This window comes from Pseudomonas sp. s4 (assembly GCF_046764235.1).
In the GTDB taxonomy this organism is placed as follows: Bacteria; Pseudomonadota; Gammaproteobacteria; order Pseudomonadales; family Pseudomonadaceae; genus Aquipseudomonas; species Aquipseudomonas asiatica.
The window spans coordinates 1,967,841-1,989,856 of record NZ_CP177209.1 but is presented as its reverse complement, the minus strand read 5'-3'; the positions used below and the strand labels follow the sequence as shown (position 1 = coordinate 1,989,856).

Below are 22,016 nucleotides of genomic sequence, written 5' to 3'. Positions count from 1 at the left end.
CTCTCCTTACTTGGCAGCCATGCGCAGTGCGCCGTCGAGGCGGATCACCTCGCCGTTGAGCATGCTGTTCTCGATGATGTGGCGGGCCAGCGCGGCGTACTCCTGCGGGCGACCCAGGCGCGGAGGGAATGGCACGCCGGCGGCCAGCGAGGCGCGTACTTCCTCGGTCATGCCGGCCATCATCGGCGTTTCGAAGATGCCCGGGGCGATGGTCATCACACGGATGCCGAAGCGCGCCAGTTCGCGGGCGGTCGGCAGGGTCAGGCTGGCGATGGCGCCCTTGGAAGCAGCGTAGGCCGCCTGGCCGATCTGGCCGTCATAGGCGGCGATGGAGGCGGTGTTGATGATCACCCCGCGCTCGCCCCCCTCATCGGCAGCCCCTTCGGCCATGGCCGCGGCGGCCAGGCGCAGCAGGTTGAAGCTGCCAATCAGGTTGACGTTGATGACCTTGGCAAAGCTGGCAAGGCCATGCGGGCCCTGTTTGCCCAGCACTTTCTCGGCACCGACGATGCCGGCGCAGTTGACCAGCCCGTGCAGGCTGCCAAAGGCGCTGACGGCCGCATCGACCGCCGCCTGGGCGGCCTGCTCGTCGCTGATGTCGGCCACCGCGAAACGGGCGTTTTCGCCGAGTTCGCGGGCCTTGGCTTCAACGGCCTGGGCATTGAGGTCGACCAGCATGACCTTTGCGCCGGCCTCGACCAGCATCTGCGCGGTGGCAGCACCCAGCCCGGAGGCGGCGCCGCTGACGATGAAGTGTTTGTTGGCTATCTGCATGATCGGTTCCTTTCAGGCGCTGGCAGGGGTGGCCTGTTGCGCTTGTTGTTTGGCGACTTCCTGGTTGCGCAGGATGAAGCGTTGCAGCTTGCCGCTCGGGGTCTTGGGCAGCTCGCTGACGAATTCGATTTCCCTTGGGTAGGCATGGGCGTACAGGCGCTGGCGCACGTGCTGGCGCAAAGCCTCTTCAAGCTCGGCGCTGCCCTGGTAACCGCTGGCCAATACCACGAAGGCCTTGATCAGCTCGGTACGTTCCGGGTCCGGTTTGCCAATCACCGCCGCTTCGATTACCGCTGGGTGCTCGATCAGTGCGCTCTCGACGTCGAACGGGCCGACCCGGTAGCCGGAGGTGGTGATCACATCGTCGCTGCGGCCGACGAAGCTGATGCTGCCGTCCTGGTTCAGCTCGACGGTGTCGCCGCTGAGGTAGTACTTGCCGACGAAGGCTTTGGTCGGCAGGCCGTGGTAGCCCGCGAACCAGCACAGCGGCGACTGCTCGCGGTCGACCGCGAGGATGCCCGGCTGGCCGGAGGGCAGTTCGTTGCCCTGCTCGTCCAGCACCACGATGCGGTGGCCGGGGATGGCGAAGCCGGCCGAGCCGAGGTGTACCGGGTGCTGCAGGCCATGGTGGTTGCACAGCACCATGCCCAGTTCGGTCTGCCCGTAGTGGTCATGGATGGTCACGCCCAGTTCGTCGGCGAACCAGCGGATCACTTCCGGGTTGAGCGGTTCGCCGGCACTGCTGACCACCCGCAGGCGGCCCTTGATCGGTGCCGAGAAGTCATCCCCGGCGGCAATCAGCAGGCGGTACGCGGTGGGCGAGCCGGCCAGGTTGGTGATGCCCAGCTTGTCGATCACCCGTGCGCAGCTTTCAACACTGAACGGGCCATCGTAGAAGGTGGTGGCATGGCCCAGCGACAGCGGGCCAGTGACCGCGTAATACAGGCCATAGGCCCAGCCCGGGTCGGCCAGGTTCCAAAAGTTGTCCTCGGGGCGCAGGTCGATGGCATCGCGCATGTAGCCCTGGAACGCGACGATGGCCCGCAGCGGCACTTCCAGTGGCTTGGCCGGGCCGGTGGTGCCGGAGGTGAACATCAGCAGGAACGGGTCGTTGCCCGAGCGCATGACCGGCTCGCATTTGTCTGCGGCTTTGTCCAGGCACTGCTGGAAGTCCAGCTCGCCATTGCGGGCATTGACGGTAATGATGGTCGGGCAGGCGTGCACATCGTCCAGCTTGGCGCGGTTGTGGCTGTCGGTAACGACCACCCGGGCGTGGGACTGCTCCAGGCGATGTTCGATGGCCTTGGGACCGAACGCGGTGAACAGTGGCTGGTACACCGCGCCGAGACGCCAGGTGGCGAGGATGGTGACCAGCAGCTCGGGGGTACGCGGCATCAGGCCGGCGACCCGGTCACCCGCACCCACGCCTTGCGCTTCGAGCACATTGGCGAAACGGGCCGCCAGTGCCTGCAACTGGTCGAAGCTCAAGCGCACGCTGTTGCCCTCGCGGTCTTCCCAGACCAGTGCGGTCTTGCCCTCACCGGCATGGCGGTCGCAACATTCGACACAGGCATTGAGGGCTTCGAGGTTGCCATGTAGCGCCGCCGCAGCAGCCTGGCCATGGTCGAACGCACGAGCGGCCTCGGTGTAATCGCGCATCGTCGGACTCCTGGTTTCTTGTTTTTGGAGTTGAACCATCGGTCCGACGATGTTCGCGCCGCGCTGGCGTCGCGGCAATGGCCTAAGTTGTCAAACTGGATGACCGGTTTGGCCGGTGGCCATCAGCCCGGTGCGCGCTCCAGACTGATCACGTAGTGCCGGGTCAGTTGCAGTTGCAACGTCAGCCGATCGGCCTGCAGCTGCGCATCCAGCGCCTGTACCTGGTTCAGATACTGTGCTTCACCCAGTTCATCGCGCCTTACCGCCAGGGCCGCCCGCTGCTCAGCGGCGAGTTGCTCCAGGTCGTTGAACGGCTGCGCAAAGTGCTGTTGCACAAAGCGCTGCCAGAACGCGCGCGTGCACAAGTCGGCCACTACATCATCGAGAACGTCCGCCCTTCCCACGGCTGCCTCTGCCGCCTGCAGCCGATGCTCGCTCAACCCTACGGCGGCCGCCCTGAGGCGCATTCTGGCAGGCTGGAACGGCAACCTGAGCCTGGTCCGCAAGCGCACCCTGTAGCGCATTGCCAACGTCGCCAGTACTGCAGGCTCGGCGAAGCCTTCAAGGTTTTGCCGCTCGGTCTCGACATACTCGTCAAGGCGGTCCAGGCGGTGCAAGGCGCGCCCCAACGCCAGCAACTTCGGGCCTCGGGACTGCGCACCATCGCCTGCCGCGTCGCGCTCGGCATGCAGACGCAGCAGTCGGCTGAACAGGTCGATGGCACCGTTGTCATCCATCACCACATCGTCGGCCGCCAGTTGCGCCTGGCGAGCGAACTCGACGTCTGTCTCCAGCATCGACAGGCATTGCCAGCCCATGCGCAGCAGATAAGCCTTGGGCCAGCTGAAGTCCGCCAAGCCTTGCAAAAGCTCCAGCAGATCGAACAGGCGGGCGTTTTCGTCCCGGGTGCTCAGCCGGTCCCAAAGCTCGCCGCGCCCATGGCTGGCGGAGTCGGAACCGACCCACCAGGCTCGGCCGATCTCTTCCTGCGGCTCTTCCAGAAGCGGCTCCAAGGCATACAGCTTGCCGTAATCGGCCATGGTCAGGCGGTTGCCATCAATCAGGATGCGCTGGCGAAACTCCAGCGGCATGGCCAGCACGCCGTCAGGCACCCCCCGCAAGAAATTGTCACGCAGGTCGGCTCGTTGCAGGAAGCCACACAATTCGAGCCCTCTGGGCCACTCGCTGAGCCCGCAGCGACGCAAATTCAGCTCGATCAGGTGGGGCAAGTGATGGAAGCGCATTTCGTACACCCCCAGCGGGCTGTTGTAGCTCAGGTCGAGGTGACTGAGCAGCGGCAACCCGTTCAGTGCTTCGATGGCATGGGTATCCAGGCGAATGCGGTTATGCCCCAGGCGCAACCGGCGCAGGTTGGTCAGGTAGCCAAGCCCGCGCGGGCAGCGCAACAGCTGGTTGTGGCTCAGGTCCAGCTCCTGCAGGTAGGTGAATGCCCGCAGAAACTCCTCGTTCACCACCCCGATGGTCGTCTCGCTCAGTACCAGGGTGGTTACGTGATAGAAATCGATAGGTGCAGGCATGACCGGCAACGAATCGGTTGGCAAGTCATTCAGGACCAGGCGCAACCCCTGGCGCTTGCCGTCACTGTCGATCTCCACATGGTCGCCAAGCGCCTGCCAGGCACGCAGCATTCGTTCGGCGAACAACTGACGCCGCGCCCGCGATGTGTCACCCAGCGCAGCGGACACCCAGCGATTGAGCGCGCGGTTCAACTGCTCGTAATCATCCTGCAGCGCCATGAGCGCATCGGCGACCGGCACATTCCGCAGCAGCCAGCGATCAACTTGCGTTTCCAGCGAATCGCCCAGCCCAGGGAAGAATCGCCTGAGGCCTGCACGCAGTTGTTCCCTGGGCGTAGTGGGCAGTGCCGCGCGCCCGCTGAGCAGGTAGCCGACGCGGCCATCGGCAAGACGCTGCCCAGGGTTGAACCAGCGTTCCGTCGGCGCCCAGCCCAGCATGCGGGCGATTTCCCCGTGGGTACCCAGGTGCGCCATGAGTTTTTCGCGCAGGCGCTCGGCATTGGCGTTCTCGGCCAGGCCCAACCGCCCCAGCAGGTTGCGCGACTTGAGCGCGGCCAGCACGGCCTGGAAAACGTCCGAGGACCCAGGTGGCTGCATCGCGAGTTTTCGGCCTCGCCCGTCGTACAGGGCAAAAACCCCTTGCTCACGCACCAGCACCCGCTGGTCGACCACGTCAGCAACCGAACCGATGCGCTTCAGCTCCACGGCATCGGAAACAGCTTTTCTCAATGCCAGGCTGAACGCATCCATGGCCTCGACATTCAGCAATGCCAACACCAGCATTCCCGTTTCATCGCTATACGCGCTCGGCAGATAAAGCCCTGCCATCGCCCTGCTCACCTTCGCCACCGAACACAACGACCTGGCCTGGATGGCCAACCTGTGCGATAGCTGCCCACTGTTGACGAACTGCTGACGGGCCTCGTGACTTGCCCCATCGGCCAGATCGCGCGCATAGGGTTCAGGCAACCCCAGCGCCATCAGCGGCTTGAGCAAAGGCTCAGCCGATTCTGGCAGGCGTGTCAGCCGAGCGAACAGCAGGTCGCTTGACCTTGGTCGGTCCGCAAGCACTGCGGCACGCCCTTTTTTACTGCCCGGTCGGGCCTCGCACCAGGCCAGCAGCTGCAAGTCCTGATCGGAGACAGTGTCGCGCTCCAGGTTGCGGAAGAACGTGTCGATCCGGGCATCGGCATCGAATGCCCTGAGGGTTTCCCGCAAGGTGGCAGGCGTTCGCCGGTTTTCCACCAGCAGGCCGCGCAGCTCATCCTCATCGAGGCCGGCCATGCGCAAGATCTGCTGCGCCTGCTGGCTATCGAAAGGTTGATTGCGCGGCCAAAGGGTGTCGAGCATCTTCGCAGGGTCGCGCCAGCGCTGCGGCTCATTGTGCATCAGGCGCCAACTGCGTTCGCCATTGTGCAGCACGACCGGGCCGTACGCCTCTTCGCGACCGGGGTGGCGCAGACGCCAGGGGCCATCGGGGTCAGGCCGATGAACTTCGTAGAAGACCCCGTCGGCCTTCATCCAGCGGCGCTCGCCATCAGCATAGGCCCCGTCCGTACCCAAGGTGATCGTCTCAGGGGTCGAGGCAAAAGCTGCCAGATCTCGGGACCACAAACGCCCCGCCCCATTGGCGAGCCTTACCGGCTCCAGCGCCGCGACGAACGCGCTGCGCACGAAGGTGACGCCGGCCACCGTCGCGGCGGTGCCCGCCAGTATCTCGGCAACGCCCAGCATGTGCTCCAGCGCCTCGTGCTGATGGCCTCGCGACCAGTCCTGCACGCCCTCGAAAACCTCCGAGAGGGTCTGGGCCACCAGTTGCCCAAGCAGCAAGCCACCCACCACCGGAATGAACAGGCCCGCGAGATTGAGCACATCAAGGCCGGCGGCCTTCCACGCCTCATGCCGTTCACGCGACGCGGCTTCATCGGCATCGGCGGTCGGCACCAGCAACAGGCGGCCATCCTGCTTCACCCGGTTTGTCTGCTGCGCAGCCAGCGCCTGGAAAATGTCATGCTGTGGCACGCTGCCATCGAGCTCCAGGTCCGGCTGGTCATCCGCCAGGCGGGCCTGCAGCTTGCGCATGAACCCGGCACGCTGATCCAGGCCGATCAACTGGCTGAACGCCTGGCGATAGGGTTCATGGCGCAGCTCGGCCACCAGCGTGCGGTTGATCGAGGCATGGCTGTCGAAGTGTCGCAACGCCTGTACCGGGTCGCTGGGCAGGTAGAGCACGCCACCCTGCGTTTGCCCATGCGTGTCGCGAAGTTGAATCCACACACCATCCGCCACTGGGCAACCGAGGGCTTCGAACAGGCCCGGGTGGCCCGTGAGGCTGGCGGATCGCCGATCTGCGGGTTTATCCACCAGGGCGTGCAATGCCTCCTTGACCGGCTCGGTAATCTCGCCTTTCAGCGCGGCAACCTGCACGGCCAGGCGCAGCCCGGAGCGTTTGTCTTCACACAAGATGCGCTGTGCCGCGGCATCGAATGTGCGGTCCAGTTCCTGCTGGTACAGGCGCCCGGCATCGAGCTTGCGGCACGCCTCGACCAGTTCATCGGTGCCTCGCGAAAGTACCCGTTCCTGCCCCGGCGCGACCAACCCGGTTCCCAGGTAGAAATCGTTGCTGACGGCAAAGTTGCGCATCAGGCGGAGCAAGCCGTTTTCACGCCGTTGCCCGTAAGTGGGAAATGGCGGCTCAGCGCCGGGCGTGGACGAAAAACGATGGGAAACTTCCAGCCACTCCAGCTGCCAGAACGCTACGTCACCCGGCAGCGGCTCGCGCAACAAACTGGCGAATTGCCGTTCGGCGAACTGCTGTGGTGACGGCAGCGCCAGGGTGATCCCGCGCAACCGGGCCTGGGTGGCATGATGGGCTTCCAGGCTTTCGCGCAAGGTGCGTATCTGGCTTTGCGTGGCCTGTTTGAGCCAGGCAGGCAACCGGTCACCGATGAAACCGTCGTGCAAGTGGCTGGAAGATGCAGAGGCGGGCTGTGGGGCGTGTGGTTCGCGGGTCATGGCAGGTCCCTGGATGACTGTCGAAAGCCACGCATGGTGTGCAACCTGCCGGTGCTTGCGCAGAGGGAACCCCTGCGGTAGAAGCAGGGCGGCACACTGCGTGCCGCCCCTGAAGGGCCGTCACTTTGCCTCTGGCACCATGAACGCTTCGCGCGTAAGGCGCTGGGCAAGGCTGGCCAGGGCCTGCTCGCGCTCGTCGCGCAGAGCGTTGCTCAGGTTCCAGTACTCGTCACTGGTCAAAGCTTCCCTTTGCTCGTCCAATGCCTCCAGCCGAACGGTGAATTGCGTTTCCAGGTTTTCGAAGTCATCCGGATGCTCTGCCCGCAGTACCGGCAACCAGAAATCACGCTCGCTGATGAACACGATCCGTTGCTCGCCCGCCTCCACCTCCAGCACTTCCTTGGAGGCCTCGTCCAGTTGCAGGGGCGACACGTTGGCCAGCCTGCCAAACTGCATATGGCGAGGCTGGCCCAACAGGTCCAGGCGCTGGGCCAAGCCGCTGAGGTAGGCAAGGTTGACCTCCACCTCCTCTTCATCGTGGTTCCCGTGGCTCCAGCGTCCATCCTGGTAGCGGGCGTCGATTTCGCGCCGGGCGATTTTCTCCACCCAGTGCACGCGAAACAGCCGCTTGGCCAGCTGCAGGCGTGCCGAGCGGGTCGAGATCGGGTCGCCGCCGCGGGTGGCCTGCTCGACATGCATGCGCACCTCAAGGCGGCTGAACACCGTGGAAACGCTGTCCACACAGGTGGTGGGCTCCGCTGCCAGGTCAAACAGCGCCATGCGCGTGGTGGTATCGGCATGGGCGGCATCCAGCATTGCCCATACCCTGAACCCGAGTTCGGCCGGCGCCTTGCTGAATTCGGCCGTGCTCGTCAGTTGCCTGAGCAGCTCGAAGAAAGCCAGGCTGCCGGGCTCGGCATTCAGCGCATCCCATTTCCCTTGCTGCTCCTGCCGCGCCGCTGGGTCCAGGGTCTGCAGCCATTGTTCCCGGGCCGGGGCGTGCCGTTGCGGGCGGGGCGTGGCCAGCAGGCGTTCGGCGGCATAAAGGCGATCGAGATCCTGCACTGGCAGTGCATTGCCCTCCAGGTGCATGGCACGGCGCAACTGCAACGGGGCCTGAAACAAGGCTGCCGGCAACTCGGCTATCTGGTTGTTGCGAAGGTCGGCGAACACCAACAGGCCACACCACTCCAGGCCCCAGGGCAGCGCCGTCATCTGCACCCGGTTCAAACGCAGGATCCGCAGGCTGGGCAACCGCTCGAACTGTAGCCTGATGTCGCCGAGCGGGTTGTCACTCAGGTCCAGCGAACGCAAGAGCGCCAGGCCAGTCAGCACATTGGCCTGCGGCTCCGAGATACGAATACGGTTGCGCGGCATCAGCAACTGGCGCAAGGCGGTCAAACGCTCCAGCCCCGCAGGTAGCGCGCGCAAGGCGTTGTCGCTCATGTCCAGGCACAGCAGATCGGGGAAGCAGGCGAGGAACCCCGGCGGGATGGCATCCAGACCGAGCGCCGACAGGGTCAATTCCGACACGTGCGAGAAGTCCGTCCCGATCGGCAATACAGGCAGGCTGCCCACCGGTACGGCGACGATGCTCAGGCTGAGCACCGCATCGTTGCCGATAGCCCCGACGGCGCGGTCGCTGCGCATCTGCCAGGCACGCCGCAACGAATCTGCGACGCGTCGGCGTGCGCGGCTGGCGCTGCCCGCCACCTCTGCAACCCAGGCCAGCAAGCTGTCATCCAGGCGGCGGTACTCCTGCTCGACACGCAGCAGGTTCTCGAACAGGCCCCCGCGCATGTCCAACAGGCTCTGGACATAGCGATCGACGCCGACATCCCCGATACCGGGGTACAAGGCGCGCACCCGCTGCCGCACCACAAGCTCCGGCGAGCCGATGCACGACTGGCAGCCACCCAGTGGATAGCCCGCTCGGCCATCGGCCAAACGCTGCATGGGCGATGCCATGGGCCTTGCCTCCCGCCAGCCGAGCAGGCGCAGCAGGGCCTGCCGGTCACCGGGTAGCCAGGCCTGCATCTGCTCGCGGATTCTGGTCGGCGCATCGGTGCCATTCCAACCCTGTCGCACCCGGTATTCCACGGGCAGGCAAGCGGCCAGCACCTCGAACAGCCCCTCGGGGGCGGCGACCTCGCGCTCATCCGGCAAGCCTCTGTCGTTGTAGAGCTGGAAGCGCCCTTCCCGCCTGACCAGCACCACGTCCTGCTCAAGGTCGGTCTCGGCGAACAGCCGTTCCATCGCCGCCCCAGCATACGGGTCACGACGCAACACCAGGTTGAACCCGGCAGCGCCGGGGCCATGCCGACGCAGCAGGGCAAAGGCCAGCGCCACCACTTCCGGCCGGTAACTGCCTTGCAGGTACAACGCTTCGCGCATGCGGGTCAGGCGCGCCAGTTGCAGGGCCACCCGCGCCTGCTCAGCCAACGCCAGCGGCAGACGGGACTCTGCCTGCATGCGCAAGCGCACAGCCTCGGTGGCCTGCTCCAGCACATCGAGGGCATAGGCTTCTGGCAGCGTCGGGAAGTCGCGCTGGATCAAGCCCAGCAGCGGGTCGTCAGCCAGGTAAAGCCCGGAGAAATGCTCGAGCATCGCCTCACGCAACTCGATTGCCGCGTCACCGATCGACAGCGCCTGTTCTTCGACGGTTTCATCCTGCAGCTGCAGCCTTTCGATGCACCATTGCCACAAGTCGGAATCGGTATCGGCCTCCCCCGCTTCCAGCCGGCTGAAAAAGGCTTGCGCGCGCGCGTCCACGGCAAAGCGCTGCAAGGTATCGCGCAGCTGCACTGGCATCGCTCGCCGCTCCACCAGCAGGCCACGCAGGTAGGCCTCGTCGACATCCGCGACTTTCAGCACCTGCTCCACCCGCACAGCGTCCATCGCGGCCGCAGCCGGCCAGAGCCGCCCGAGCAACAGCGCGGCGCCCTGCCATTCCAGTGGCCGCTCATAAGCCAGCCGCCAGCCACGCGCAGAGCAGCGTTCCAGCACCGGCCCGAACGCTGCCTCACCGTCGGCATGCAGCAAGCGCCAGACGCCATTGGCGGTTTGCCTTACCCGATACAAGGCTCCATTCAACCGCCACCAATGGCGCTCACCCTCGGCGAGCAAGCCGTTGTCGAGCTCCGTCAGCTGAACGGGTGGAGTAGTGTCCTGGTAAGGCGCCAGCTCATTGCGCCACAGCCGTTGCCGGCCATCTTCGGTGATGACCGGCTCCAGGGTTTCGACGAATGCGCTGCGGGCCAGGTGGGCACCGACAACCACCGCACCGGTGGTTGCCACGCTGAATGCCACCTGAAGCATATGCATCAAGGCCTCATGCTGATGGCCCAACTGCCAGTCACGCACGCCCTCGAAAGTTTCGGTCAACAGTTGCCTGGCAAGGTCCGCCAGCAGCAAAGCCCCGATGACCGGCACGAACAGGCCCGCCAGGTTGAGCAATACCAGGCCGGCGCCTTTGAGCTCGTCCAGGCGCTGCTCCGAAGCCGCGTCATCGGCCTGGGCGGTGGGCACCGCTAGGAAACGTCCATCGGCCTTGATTCGCTGAATGTGCCAGGCGGCCATCGACGCAAAACCGTCCCCCGCTTCCAACACCCTGCGGGGTTCCAGGTCAGGTTGTGCATCCTGCAAGCGGGTGGCCAGGGCCTGCTCACAAGTGGCGCGATCACCCAAGGCAATGCGCCGCACGAATGCCTGCCGATAGTCCTGGTTGCCCATCGCCGTGGCCAGGACGCGGTTCGCCTCATCCCAGTTGGTGAACGCGCGCAGGGGTTGCGCCTGATCGTCAGGGGTGTACAGGATCACTCTTTTCAAGCGCCCAGGTACCCCGAAGGGAAACGTGGACTGGTGGCGGGACTGCTCGATCAATTCAACCGCCAGCGCGCCATCCACCCGGCAGCCAAGGACCTGAAGCGCACCGATCTCCAGCTGCAGCGGCCCCTTGATCACGGCGTGTTCATCCTTGCACGCGACACGCAGCAGCAGCAGGTCTTGCGGATCCAGCTGCTGCTTGATGGCCGCGATCTCGACCGCCACGGCCAGTTCCAGGCGCCGGTCGGTGGTCAGGGCTTTTTCATAGTCAGGGGTCAATACCTGCGCCAGGTGCCGCTGGTAGGCGCTGCCGACATCCACCTGGCGGCACAGGCTGACAATCCGGTCGATGTCTTCGCTCACCACCTGCTCGTCCTGGTGGGCTCCCGGGAGGGTCAAGGCGGTGCCGAGGAAGAAGGACTCGTTGGCCTTGAAGTTCTGCAACAGCTTTTGCAAGGCCGGCATGCGCACGAAGTACGGTTGATAATCAGGGATCAAGCCGGTTCTCACATCCAGCCGTGCGCGTGTTTCGCGCCACACCAGCTTGTCCAGGTCAACCTGCAGCTTCAGCTGGCTGTCCTGACGCAAGGCAGGCTCGAACAGTTGCTTGGCAAACCGGTCCAGAGGCTGCAGGCGGTCGGCGAACCCTGCCATCTGCCTCTGACTCGCAAGATAGGCATTGAAACGCAGTTGCAGCCTGGCAAGCTGCTTGGGCTTGGCCGCCTTCAACCAGGCGGGCAAGCTTTGGGCGATGAAGTCTTCGGCGGGGTGAAGCAACTTGGGATGCAAGGCAGGTTGAGACATCGTCGATTTCCTGGTCAGTGATCGACTCGTCACGATGCTTGCCAGCGGCGGCGGCCGGCAGCGGGAAGGCGTGGTCCCCTAGCCGCCACTGCCGCGCTTGAGGATCAGCGCACGGTAATGCCCGGGGTTGCAGCCGAACCACTTGCGAAACGCCTTGTAGAACGAACTGCTGTCGGCAAAGCCCAGGCGTTCGGCGATTTCGCTCATGGCTGCGTCTTCCTGGCTCAGCCAGGCAATCGCCAGCTCACGCCGCACACTGTCCTTCAACCCCTGGTAATTCTGACCCTCTTCGGCCAGCCGCCGGCGCAGGGTAGAGGGCGACAGGCACAACTGCCGCGCCAGGCTGTCACCATCGGGCCACTGCCCCGGATCCAGGCGCAGCAGGTCGGTGCGAATGCGCCGCCCGAGGCTGGCCGGGTCACGGTACTTGACCAGGATGTTGCCCGGCGCCTCGGCCAGAAAACGCTGCAGTTCTTCTTCGCTGCGCCGCAGCGGCAGCTCAAGGCATTCGGCAGCGATGATCATGCGTGTGCGCGGGCGCTCGAACTGCAGGTTTTCCGAAAACATCACCCGGTAGTCATCGCAGAACGGCGGTTCGGCACAGCGCAGATCGATGGCCAGGATCGGGATACGTCGCCCGGCCAGCCAGCAGGTCACACCGTGCACGATCATCCAGAAGGTGAAATAGGTGAAAGCGCGGCGCGGGGTGTCACGCGGTTCATTGATGACGATTTCGGCCAGGCCCTGCTGGCGCACCAGGCTTGGCTGCAGGTCTTCAAGCATCAGTGACAGAAACGCCAGCGCGGTTTCCAGGCCAGCGCCCAGGGTCGGCTGGCCCATGCTGGCACGGCACATGAACGCCAGGCTGCCGCTGCGCAGACCGCGCGGGTCCATGGCGAAGAACTCATCGTTGCAGCGCCGCGCCAGCAGGCGCCAGAGCCGGGCATAGGACTCGGCGCTGACTCGCGCCGCAGGCAGGTGCAGCTGTTCGACGGCGATACCCGCCCGGGCCAGCAAGCCGATATCGGGCTCGCCAGCGGGGCAGGTCTGCAACAGCGCCTCGCGTACCAGCTGCATGGAAATGGTGTCTTTCTCGCTCATCAACGGTCCTGTCGGCTCAATGCCGGCCATCTTAGGCCGCCCCGTTGAAAACAGCCATCACAGCCCTGCCGCCAGGCCGAGGAACGCCTGGATCAGGCGCAGCTCACGGCGGCGCTCCAGGCAGCCGATCAGGTGCTGGTTGACCAGGCCGTCACCGGCCAGCGGGCGCGCCACTACCCGCGGGTCATTGGCGACTTCGGTGGACGACACCACGCCAATGCCCAGCTCCGAGGCCACCGCTTCGGTCACCGCCTCGCGGCTATCCAGCTCCAGCAGCACCCGAGGTTGCACGGCGGCCTTGCTGCAGGCCTTGTCGAAGGTGCGCCGGGTGGTGGAGCTGGGCTCGCGCAACACCATGATCTGCTGGTGCAGCTCGGCCAGCGGCAAATCACCTTCGCCGCTGGCCCAGGCATGCCCCGCCGGCAGCAAGGCGCACAACCGCGACTCGCACAGGTTCTGCAAATGCAGGCCTTTGCGCGGCTCGATCTCGGTCAGCACGGCCACGTCGGCATGTTCGCTGAGCAATGCCGCCAAAGTTTCCTGGGCATTGCCCAAGCGCAGGTTGACGGTAATGCCCGGGTAGCGCTCGCGCAGCAGCGCCAGCATCGGCATGACCCGGTGCGGGCCATCGGCCGCCACCTCCAGGCGCCCGGTCAGCAATTGGCGATTAGCCTCGAGCATGGCCTGCGCCTCTTCGGCCAGCCCGAACATGGCGCGGGTGATGGCTGCCAGGCGGGTGCCCTCTTCGGTCAACTCAACCCGCCGCGCGGTACGCCGCAGCAAGGTGATCTGGTAGTGCTCCTCCAGCGCCTTCACGTGCCCGGTCACTGCCGGCTGGCTGATGAACAGGCGTGCGGCGGCACGGGTGAAGCTGCCCTCACGGGCCACGGCATCGAAGGCACGCAACTGGAACAGGTTCATATTTATCGGCCTTACTTATAGCTCGGATAACAACAAACAATTTGATTGATGACAGCGCCAATTGCAACCTAGGCCCCGTAGTTTCAGCCCACCGCTTGTGAGGAATAACGGAATGAGCAACGCCCCGATTCTGCTGACCCCCGGTCCCCTGACCACATCAATCCGCACCCGCCAAGCCATGCTGGTGGACTGGGGCTCCTGGGACCGCGACTTCAACCAACTGACTGCCAGTGTCTGCGAGCAACTGCTGGCCATCATCGATGGCAGCGCCAGCCACCACTGCGTGCCCCTGCAAGGCAGCGGCACCTTCGCCGTGGAAGCGGCCATCGGCACCCTGGTGCCGCGTGACGGCAAGGTCCTGGTGCTGATCAATGGCGCCTATGGCCAGCGCCTGGCGAAGATCTGCAAAGTGCTGGGCCGTGCCTACAGCACCTTCGAAACCGCCGAAGACCAGCCGACCACCGCCGCCGACGTCGACCGCCTGCTGGCCGCCGACCCGGCCATCACCCATGTCGCGCTGATCCACTGCGAAACCAGCACCGGCATCCTCAACCCGCTGCCCGAGATCGCCCAAGTGGTCAAAGGCCACGGCAAGCGCCTGATCATCGACGCCATGAGCTCGTTCGGCGCACTGCCGATCGATGCCCGCGCCATCCCCTTCGAGGCGCTGATCGCCGCCTCCGGCAAATGCCTGGAAGGGGTACCTGGCATGGGCTTCGTGTTTGCCGAGAAAACCGCCCTGGCCGCTGCCGAAGGCAACGCCCACTCGCTGGCCATGGACCTGCACGACCAGCACACCTACATGGCCAAGACCGGCCAATGGCGCTTCACCCCGCCGACCCACGTGGTCGCTGCCCTGCACGAAGCGCTGCAGCAATACAACGAGGAGGGAGGCCTGCCGGCACGCCACCGGCGCTATGCCGACAACTGCAAGACCTTGCTCGACGGCATGGCCGCCATCGGCCTGCGCAGCTTCCTGCCCGCCGAGATCCAGGCGCCGATCATCGTCACCTTCCACGCACCGAACGATCCCCGCTACCAGTTCAAGGACTTCTACGAGCGGGTCAAGGCCAAGGGCTTCATCCTCTACCCGGGCAAGCTGACCCAGGTGGAAACCTTCCGTGTCGGCTGCATCGGCGTGGTCGGAGCGGATGGCATGCAGGCCGCCGTGAATGCCGTGGCCGAGGTGCTGCGGGAAATGGAAGTGCTGGACATCTGACCCTTTGCCCACCCAATTTCAGGAACAAGCGCACATGAACTACAGCAACCCTACCCAGCTGCAAGCCGCCATCCTCGACTGGGCCGGCACCGTGGTCGACTTCGGCTCCTTCGCCCCGACCCAGATCTTTGTCGAAGCCTTTGCCGAATTCGATGTGCAGGTGTCCATCGAAGAAGCCCGTGGCCCGATGGGCATGGGCAAGTGGGACCACATCCGCACCCTGTGCGATGTGCCGGAAATTGCCGAGCGCTACCGCAAGGTGTTCGGCCGTACCCCGACCGACGATGATGTCACCGCCATCTACAACCGCTTCATGCCGCTGCAGATCGAGAAGATCGCCGTGCACTCGGCGCTGATCCCCGGCGCCCTGGACACTCTCACCGGGCTGCGCCAGGACGGCCTGAAGATCGGCTCTTGCTCGGGCTACCCGAAGGTGGTGATGGACAAGGTGGTGGAGCTGGCCGCGCAGAACGGCTACGTGGCCGACCATGTGGTGGCCACCGACGAAACCCCGAACGGCCGCCCATGGCCGGCCCAGGCCCTGGCCAACGTGATCGCGCTGGGTATCGACGACGTGGCGGCGTGCGTGAAGGTCGACGATACCGTGCCGGGCATTCTCGAAGGCCGCCGTGCCGGCATGTGGACCGTGGCCCTGGTGTGCTCGGGCAATGCCCTGGGGCTGACCTGGGAAGGCTACCGCGCGCTGAGCGCCGAGAAGCTGGAAAGCGAGCGCCAGCGCATCCACGCCCTGTTCGCCGGCTCCCGCCCGCACTACCTGATCGACACCATCAACGAACTGCCCGAAGTGATCGCCGACATCAACCGGCGCCTGGCCAAGGGTGAGATGCCGCAAACATCCTGACCCGGCCATGGGGGCCGCGTTGCGGCCCATCGCCGGCAAGCCAGCTCCCACAGGTCCAGCGACAATCTTGAGAACAACGCTGTACTTGTGGGAGCTGGCTTGCCGGCGATGGGCTGCAAAGCAGCCCCAGCAAGGCCCGCCCCTACTCCGGCAACTGCACCCGGGGTTTGGTTGCCGCGAAGATCGCCCAGCTCGACACGAACAGCGCCGCGATCAACGGCCCGATCACGAAGCCGTTGAGCCCGAACACCGCCAGCCCGCCCAGCGTCGACACCAAAATCAGGTAGTCCGGCATGCGCGTGTCCTTGCCCACCAGGATCGGCCGCAACAAGTTGTCCACCAGACCGATCACCAGCACACCGAACGCGGTCAGTATCACCCCCGACAAAATCGCACCGGTCAGCAGGAAATACGCCGCCACCGGTGCCCACACGATCCCCGCCCCCACCGCCGGCAACAGCGACAGAAACGCCATCAGCACCGCCCATACCAGCGCACTCGGGATATCCAGCACCCAGAAAATGAAACCGCCCAGCGCCCCCTGGGTAATGGCCACCAGCACGTTGCCTTTTACCGTCGCCCGCACCACACGGTTGAACTTCAGTTGCAAACGGCGCTTCTGGTGTTCGGGCAACGGCACTGCCAGACGCACCTGGCGGGCGACATCCGCGCCTTCGCGCAGGAAGAAGAACAACAGGTACATCATGATGCCGAAGCTGATCACGAACTCGAACGTGCCCTGCCCAAAGTTGAACGCCTGGCTGGCCAGCACCTGGCTGCCCTGGGTGGCCCACTTGCTGATCTTGTCGCGTAGCCCGTCGAGGTTGCCCATGCCCATGCTGTCCAGGCCCTGCTGGGCAAACGCCGGAAGCATGTCCTTGCCGCGCTCGACATAGCCGGCAATATCCAGCTCCCCGTGCTCGATGCGCTGGTACAGGGCGGCTCCCTCCTGCACCAGCAACGCGCTGGTGATGATCACCGGCAGGATCGCCACCAGCAGGCACACCAGCAAGGTGGCCGCCGCAGCCAGGTTGCGCCTTCGGCCGAAACGCAGCAGCAGGTGGCGCTGCAGCGGGGCGAACAGGATGCCGAGTATCACCGCCCAGAAGATCGCACCGTAGTACGGCAGCAGGATCCAGATGAAGGCAATGGTCACCAGCGCCAGCAGTACTGCCAGGGCTTTGTTCTGCAGGGCGGTCTGGTTCATCGCGGGTCCTCGCATGGCTTATGCGTTATTAGTGCACCGCGCCTTGGCAAAAGTGCCGCCATTTCCTTGATGCAAATCAATACGCGCCGTATCTGCCAGCCCTAGCATCCGCGCCTTTTGCTCCGGTGCGCACATGAACCCTATCGCCAAGCCCGAACTGCTGGCCCCCGCCGGCACCCTCAAGACCATGCGCTACGCCTTCGCCTATGGCGCCGACGCGGTCTACGCCGGCCAGCCACGCTACAGCTTGCGGGTGCGCAACAACGAGTTCGACCATGCCAACCTGGCCCTGGGCATCCAGGAGGCGCATGCCTTGGGCAAACGCTTCTACGTGGTGGTCAACATTGCCCCGCACAATGCCAAGCTCAAGACCTTCCTCAAGGACCTGGCGCCGGTGATCGAGATGGCACCGGACGCGCTGATCATGTCCGACCCAGGCCTGATAATGCTGGTACGCCAGCACTTTCCGCAAATGCCGGTGCACCTGTCGGTGCAGGCCAACACGGTCAACTGGGCCAGCGTGCAATTCTGGCAGCAACTGGGCCTGAGCCGGGTAATCCTGTCGCGCGAACTGTCGCTCGAAGAGATCGAGGAAATCCGCCAGCAGGTGCCGGGCATGGAGCTGGAGGTGTTTGTCCACGGTGCCCTGTGCATGGCCTACTCCGGCCGTTGCCTGCTGTCGGGCTACCTCAACAAGCGCGATGCCAACCAGGGCACCTGCACCAACGCCTGCCGCTGGAAGTACGACGCCACACCGGCCACCGAGAACGCCACCGGCGACATCGTGCGCGAAGTGCAGCCGACCCTGGGCCTGGGTGCACCGACCGAGCAGGTATTCCTGCTGCAGGAAAGCAACCGCCCCGGCACCGAAATGCCGGCGTTCGAAGACGAGCACGGCACCTACATCATGAATGCCAAGGACCTGCGCGCCATCCAGCACGTCGGGCGCCTGGCCGCCATGGGCGTGCACTCGCTGAAGATCGAAGGCCGTACCAAATCGCACTTCTACTGCGCCCGCGCCGTGCAGTCGTACCGCCAGGCGATCGACGATGCGGTGGCCGGGCGACCATTCGACCGCTCGCTGATGGACAACCTCGAATCCTTGGCCCAACGCGGTTACACCGAAGGCTTCTTGCGCCGCCATGTGCACGACGAATACCAGAACTACCAGCGCGGTAACTCGGTGTCCGAGCGCCAGCAGTTCGTTGGCGAGCTGACCGGGGCACGCGTCGACGGCCTGGCCGAGGTCAAGGTGAAGAATCGCTTCGCCGTGGGCGACCACCTGGAACTGATGACCCCGCGCGGCAACTACCACTTCGATCTCGAGCACATGAGCAACGGCCAGCAGCAACCGCTTCAGGTCGCCCCAGGCGATGGCCACACCATCTACCTTCCTGTTCCCGAGCAGGTGCCGTTGGCATATGGCCTGCTGATGCGTGACCTGCCAGCTTGAGCAAGGTGGCTGTGGCTAGAGCTCGATCCTGGTAACGGCACCAAGCCGTCGGTCGCCCAACTCTTTACGAATCTGCTGACGGAAACCGGCAAAACGTTCCACGTCAAAACGATAAACAGTGCCGGTGTTCCACACGACGATGTCACGCTGGGTCTCGCTCCAGAATCCGAAGTCGCGCATCTCCACGGTGCCATTGAAGCGAAACGAGTAGACCGCCAGATGGATCTGGCCCTCCTCGTCCTTCTGGCAGGGTGTGATCAGAAAGGATGAGGCGACGTCGTTCTGCCAACCCGACTGCAGGAACTTGCTGGCGTGTGCACTGATTCGCAGTTCCTGCATGGATGCGCGCGCCAGTTGGGCCAACAGCGTCGGTGTGCTGCCTGTGCCGATGGGCTCGAGCCTGGTATCGAAATCGTCATGGTCCCTGATGACCTGGGGCGGTAACTCCAGGGCGGCCGTCCTTACGCAGCCATGTTTCTCCAGGCGATTGCGGAAGCGGTCGAACCAGCTTTTCCATAGTTCGTCCCGGTCGAGAAAGCGGCTTGCGAACTCATCGGCATGGTCCAGCAACGTTTGCACGTCCAGGCGTTCCTCTTCGGACAGGTTTGGTCCGATGCCGATCAGATTGGTCTTGGAGTACAACAGGCAGTCCAGTGGTAGGGTCATGATCAAGCAGGCTCTCAGATAGGTGTGCCGCACGTTAGCCAGCGTGATGACAGGCCGGCATCCGGAACCAGTACCTGGCAGGTAGACTGGCTGCCTGGCAACGCTGGTGAAGGGCAACAGGCCGCGCTGCGCCTGAAGGCCGCTTGCGCTATGCTGCTGGCCAACCGCTGGATACCGGACCGCCCCTGGGGCCGCAACGACACCGGGCGCGAGCAAGGCACAGGCCTGGTCGCCGGTATCCGCCCACGTTTTTGAAGGAGTGTTTCATGATGCTGCGTAAACACCTGCTGCCCCTGGGCCTGCTGGCCATCACCGGCCTGGCCCAGGCTGCCGAGACCATCGACGTCTACCGCGACCCCAACTGTGGCTGCTGCAAGGCCTGGATCAGCCACCTGCGCGACAACGGCTTCACCGTCAACGACCATGTCGAGCCGAACATGAGCGAGGTGAAGCAACACCTGGGCGTGGCGCCACGCCTGGCGTCGTGCCATACCGGGGTGATCGATGGCAAGTTCGTCGAAGGCCATGTGCCGGCCGAGCAGGTGCGCCTGCTGGCCAAGCGCAACGACCTCAAGGGCCTGGCCGTGCCGGGCATGCCCATGGGCTCGCCCGGCATGGAAATGGGTGACCACAAGGATGCCTACCAGGTCATCGGCGTGACCCAGGACGGCAAGGACACCGTGGTCGCCAACTACTGATGCTCAGCCTGTGGGCGCTGTTCCTCAGCGCCTTCGGCGCCGCCACCCTGCTACCGCTGCAATCGGAGGCCGTGCTGGTCGGCCTTTTGCTGCGCCAGCCCGAGGCCTGGGCCACCCTGCTGCTGGTGGCGACCCTGGGCAATGTGCTGGGCTCGGTGGTCAACTGGGTGCTGGGCCGGGCCATCGAGCATCTGCGTGACAAGCGCTGGTTCCCGTTCAGCCCTGCCCAGCTGGAGCGCGCGCAGCAGCGCTACCAGCGCTGGGGGCAATGGTCGTTGCTGCTCAGCTGGATGCCGGTGATCGGTGACCCGCTGACGCTAATCGCCGGCATCATGCGTGAGCCGTTCTGGCGCTTCCTGCTGCTGGTGACCCTGGCCAAGGCCGGCCGCTATGGGGTGCTGGCGATGATTACCCTGGGCTGGTTTCACGCCTGGTAACACCTTTCACGTTCCGCGTGGTCCACTGACTGCTACAGTCGCCCCTTCCTACATGGCCCTACACGGAGTGCCCCCATGCTGCGCGCAACCGCCCTGGCCCTGGCCTGCCTCGCCGGCAGTTCGGCCATCGCCGCCGAATCGCCCACCTACGGTCCTCAGTTGGAAGGCTTCAGCTACCCGCATCCGCTCAAGCATTTCGACTTCAAGTCCCAGGGTCAGGCCCTGCAGATGGGCTACATGGACGTGCCCGCCCAGGGCCAGGCCAACGGTCACAGCGTGGTGCTGATGCATGGCAAGAACTTCTGCGCCGCCACCTGGGAAACCACCATCGATGCTTTGAGCAAGGCTGGCTACCGGGTCATCGCCCCCGATCAGGTCGGCTTCTGCAGCTCCAGCAAGCCGGCGTATTACCAGTACAGCTTCCAGCAACTGGCGAGCAATACCCATGCCCTGCTCGAACAGCTGGGGGTGAAGCAAAGCATCGTGCTCGGCCACTCCACCGGCGGCATGCTCGCCACCCGCTATGCGTTGATGTACCCGCAGCAGGTGGAGCGCCTGGCGATGGTCAACCCCATCGGGCTGGAAGACTGGAAAGCCCTGGGCGTGCCCTACCGCACGGTGGACCAGTGGTATGCGCGCGAGCTCAAGCTGGATGCCAACGGCGTGCGCGAGTATGAGCGCAAGACCTACTACGCCGGGCGCTGGAAGCCGGAGTACGAGCGCTGGGTGCAGATGCTGGTGGGCCTGAACAAGGGGCCGGGGCATGAAGCAGTGGCGTGGAACTCGGCGCTGATCTACGACATGATCTTCACCCAGCCGGTGTACCACGAGTTCAAGGACCTGCAGATGCCCACCCTGCTGCTGATCGGTGACCAGGACACCACGGCCATCGGCAGTGATATCGCGCCGCCGGAGGTGAAAGCGAAGCTGGGCAAGTATGCAGTGCTGGGGCCGCAGGTGGCCAAGCTGATCCCCAAGGGTGAGCTGATTACCTTTGAAGGCATGGGGCATGCGCCGCAGATCGAGGAGCCGGTGCGGTTCAACCGTACGCTGGTCGAGTGGTTAGGGCGCTAGATCTAATTTGGGGGCCGCTTTGCGGCCCATCGCCGGCAAGCCAGCTCCCACTTGACCGCATCAACCTCAAGCTTTGTTCAACACCTGTGGAAGCTGCCCAGCTCTTGAGCGTAGCGCGGTCGAGGTGGGAGCTGGCTTGCCGGCGATGGGCTGCGCAGCAGCCCCTTTGGCCCGTCACATCTTCCAGACCTGCTCCTCGGTCCAGCCCAGCTCGGCAAAATCCGCCACCCGCAACCTCGCCTCTTCCTCGCAGAAAAACTCATCCAGCTGCGGCGGCCTCACTGCCGTATCACTGAGCATCGCATGCACCTGCCCACGATGATGTATCTGGTGCTCGAACAGGTGCGCCAACAACCGCAGCCGTTGCTCGCGCTGTACCCGCTCGGGGCGCACGATGCTCACATAGCGCGCCAGCTCACCATCGCGCAGGCCCCGGCAATAGGCGATCAGCCGGTGATCGGCCTGGGCCTGTTCGGCGTGCAGGTCGGTGCAGGTGGCAAACGGCTGTTCGGGGTCGAAGAAGCGCTCGCCGTCGGCGTCGGGCTGCTCGCCACGCTGCTCGCACTCGAGCATGTGCAGGTAGAACCAGTCCACCGTCAGCAGGTGGTTGAGGGTGGCCTTGATCGACGGGAAAAAACTGCAGCGGGGGGCGACGAATTCGTCCTGGGTCAGTTGCAGGCAGGCCTTGTACAGACGGTGGTTGGCCCAGCCATTGTTGTAGGCCTGGGTCAGCAGATGATGCGACAGCGGCTCCATGGTTCGG

At 64.7% G+C, this 22,016-nt stretch carries 16 protein-coding genes; 7 read left to right on the top strand and 9 right to left on the bottom strand.

Features of this window, described 5'->3' with window-relative positions; all coding sequences use genetic code 11:
• Positions 1–6 precede the first annotated feature (6 nt).
• The 6 genes from ACK56M_RS09260 to ACK56M_RS09235 all read right to left on the bottom strand — a co-directional run bounded on the left by ACK56M_RS09260 (position 7) and on the right by ACK56M_RS09235 (position 13,637).
• Positions 7–774, bottom strand: coding sequence for an SDR family NAD(P)-dependent oxidoreductase (locus tag ACK56M_RS09260; protein WP_013971831.1), 768 nt, complete (start codon positions 772–774; stop codon positions 7–9).
• Between the two features lie 12 nt (positions 775–786).
• The gene (locus tag ACK56M_RS09255; protein WP_411959376.1) at positions 787–2,433 is read right to left on the bottom strand and encodes an acyl-CoA synthetase; all 1,647 of its coding nucleotides are present in this window, start codon (positions 2,431–2,433) and stop codon (positions 787–789) included.
• Between the two features lie 122 nt (positions 2,434–2,555).
• Entirely contained in the window at positions 2,556–6,986 is a 4,431-nt protein-coding gene (locus ACK56M_RS09250; RefSeq protein WP_253230576.1) for a dermonecrotic toxin domain-containing protein, read from the bottom strand.
• A 120-nt stretch (positions 6,987–7,106) separates the two neighbouring features.
• On the bottom strand, positions 7,107–11,615 hold the full coding sequence (locus ACK56M_RS09245; protein ID WP_411959375.1) for an NEL-type E3 ubiquitin ligase domain-containing protein: 4,509 nt from the start codon (positions 11,613–11,615) through the stop codon (positions 7,107–7,109).
• Between the two features lie 78 nt (positions 11,616–11,693).
• Entirely contained in the window at positions 11,694–12,716 is a 1,023-nt protein-coding gene (locus ACK56M_RS09240) for an AraC family transcriptional regulator (protein ID WP_015269649.1), read from the bottom strand.
• A gap of 57 nt (positions 12,717–12,773) precedes the next feature.
• Positions 12,774–13,637, bottom strand: coding sequence for a LysR substrate-binding domain-containing protein (locus ACK56M_RS09235; protein ID WP_015269648.1), 864 nt, complete (start codon positions 13,635–13,637; stop codon positions 12,774–12,776).
• 112 nt (positions 13,638–13,749) lie between these two features.
• On the opposite strand from ACK56M_RS09235, the gene ACK56M_RS09230 reads away from it, so the two are divergent.
• Together ACK56M_RS09230 and phnX are read left to right on the top strand one after the other, a co-directional pair.
• Entirely contained in the window at positions 13,750–14,856 is a 1,107-nt protein-coding gene (locus ACK56M_RS09230) for a 2-aminoethylphosphonate--pyruvate transaminase (protein WP_015269647.1), read from the top strand.
• 34 nt (positions 14,857–14,890) lie between these two features.
• On the top strand, positions 14,891–15,718 hold the full coding sequence (phnX, locus tag ACK56M_RS09225) for a phosphonoacetaldehyde hydrolase (protein WP_015269646.1): 828 nt from the start codon (positions 14,891–14,893) through the stop codon (positions 15,716–15,718).
• Positions 15,719–15,860: 142 nt separating this feature from the next.
• Here the strand turns inward: phnX and ACK56M_RS09220 are convergent, their stop codons facing one another.
• On the bottom strand, positions 15,861–16,925 hold the full coding sequence (locus ACK56M_RS09220) for an AI-2E family transporter (protein WP_061302789.1): 1,065 nt from the start codon (positions 16,923–16,925) through the stop codon (positions 15,861–15,863).
• Positions 16,926–17,058: 133 nt separating this feature from the next.
• Here ACK56M_RS09220 and yegQ point away from each other — a divergent pair, with 133 nt between their 5' ends.
• Entirely contained in the window at positions 17,059–18,378 is a 1,320-nt protein-coding gene (gene yegQ, locus ACK56M_RS09215) for a tRNA 5-hydroxyuridine modification protein YegQ (protein ID WP_015269644.1), read from the top strand.
• 15 nt (positions 18,379–18,393) lie between these two features.
• Here the strand turns inward: yegQ and ACK56M_RS09210 are convergent, their stop codons facing one another.
• Positions 18,394–19,044: a hypothetical protein gene (locus ACK56M_RS09210; RefSeq protein ID WP_015269643.1), complete on the bottom strand. Its 651-nt coding sequence runs from the start codon at positions 19,042–19,044 to the stop codon at positions 18,394–18,396.
• A 24-nt stretch (positions 19,045–19,068) separates the two neighbouring features.
• On the opposite strand from ACK56M_RS09210, the gene ACK56M_RS09205 reads away from it, so the two are divergent.
• From ACK56M_RS09205 to ACK56M_RS09190, 4 genes are all read left to right on the top strand, one after another.
• Positions 19,069–19,299, top strand: coding sequence for a hypothetical protein (locus tag ACK56M_RS09205; RefSeq protein WP_015269642.1), 231 nt, complete (start codon positions 19,069–19,071; stop codon positions 19,297–19,299).
• Between the two features lie 14 nt (positions 19,300–19,313).
• On the top strand, positions 19,314–19,742 hold the full coding sequence (locus tag ACK56M_RS09200; RefSeq protein ID WP_100413507.1) for a DUF411 domain-containing protein: 429 nt from the start codon (positions 19,314–19,316) through the stop codon (positions 19,740–19,742).
• Positions 19,742–20,179 (top strand): YqaA family protein, encoded by a 438-nt coding sequence (locus ACK56M_RS09195; protein ID WP_013971818.1) that lies wholly within the window; start codon positions 19,742–19,744, stop codon positions 20,177–20,179. Before ACK56M_RS09200 ends, ACK56M_RS09195 begins: the two co-directional genes overlap by 1 nt.
• A gap of 75 nt (positions 20,180–20,254) precedes the next feature.
• Complete coding sequence (locus ACK56M_RS09190; RefSeq protein ID WP_015269640.1) at positions 20,255–21,253, top strand: alpha/beta fold hydrolase; 999 nt, start codon at positions 20,255–20,257, stop codon at positions 21,251–21,253.
• Positions 21,254–21,427: 174 nt separating this feature from the next.
• On the opposite strand, the gene ACK56M_RS09185 is transcribed toward ACK56M_RS09190, so the two are convergent.
• Positions 21,428–22,009, bottom strand: a complete 582-nt coding sequence (locus ACK56M_RS09185) for a DinB family protein (RefSeq protein ID WP_100413486.1) — start codon at positions 22,007–22,009, stop codon at positions 21,428–21,430.
• Positions 22,010–22,016 lie beyond the last annotated feature (7 nt).

Excerpts from the sequence above, each read along its gene's own strand:
- ACK56M_RS09220 (WP_061302789.1), bottom strand. The coding sequence starts at position 16,925 with ATGAACCAGACCGCCCTGCAGAACAAAGCCCTGGCAGTACTGCTGGCG.
- ACK56M_RS09200 (WP_100413507.1), top strand. The coding sequence starts at position 19,314 with ATGCTGCGTAAACACCTGCTGCCCCTGGGCCTGCTGGCCATCACCGGC.
- ACK56M_RS09255 (WP_411959376.1), bottom strand. The coding sequence starts at position 2,433 with ATGCGCGATTACACCGAGGCCGCTCGTGCGTTCGACCATGGCCAGGCT.
- ACK56M_RS09230 (WP_015269647.1), top strand. The coding sequence starts at position 13,750 with ATGAGCAACGCCCCGATTCTGCTGACCCCCGGTCCCCTGACCACATCA.
- ACK56M_RS09245 (WP_411959375.1), bottom strand. The coding sequence starts at position 11,615 with ATGTCTCAACCTGCCTTGCATCCCAAGTTGCTTCACCCCGCCGAAGAC.
- ACK56M_RS09250 (WP_253230576.1), bottom strand. The coding sequence starts at position 6,986 with ATGACCCGCGAACCACACGCCCCACAGCCCGCCTCTGCATCTTCCAGC.
- yegQ (WP_015269644.1), top strand. The coding sequence starts at position 17,059 with ATGAACCCTATCGCCAAGCCCGAACTGCTGGCCCCCGCCGGCACCCTC.
- ACK56M_RS09240 (WP_015269649.1), bottom strand. The coding sequence starts at position 12,716 with ATGAGCGAGAAAGACACCATTTCCATGCAGCTGGTACGCGAGGCGCTG.
- ACK56M_RS09190 (WP_015269640.1), top strand. The coding sequence starts at position 20,255 with ATGCTGCGCGCAACCGCCCTGGCCCTGGCCTGCCTCGCCGGCAGTTCG.
- ACK56M_RS09210 (WP_015269643.1), bottom strand. The coding sequence starts at position 19,044 with ATGACCCTACCACTGGACTGCCTGTTGTACTCCAAGACCAATCTGATC.
- phnX (WP_015269646.1), top strand. The coding sequence starts at position 14,891 with ATGAACTACAGCAACCCTACCCAGCTGCAAGCCGCCATCCTCGACTGG.
- ACK56M_RS09195 (WP_013971818.1), top strand. The coding sequence starts at position 19,742 with ATGCTCAGCCTGTGGGCGCTGTTCCTCAGCGCCTTCGGCGCCGCCACC.
- ACK56M_RS09260 (WP_013971831.1), bottom strand. The coding sequence starts at position 774 with ATGCAGATAGCCAACAAACACTTCATCGTCAGCGGCGCCGCCTCCGGG.
- ACK56M_RS09235 (WP_015269648.1), bottom strand. The coding sequence starts at position 13,637 with ATGAACCTGTTCCAGTTGCGTGCCTTCGATGCCGTGGCCCGTGAGGGC.
- ACK56M_RS09185 (WP_100413486.1), bottom strand. The coding sequence starts at position 22,009 with ATGGAGCCGCTGTCGCATCATCTGCTGACCCAGGCCTACAACAATGGC.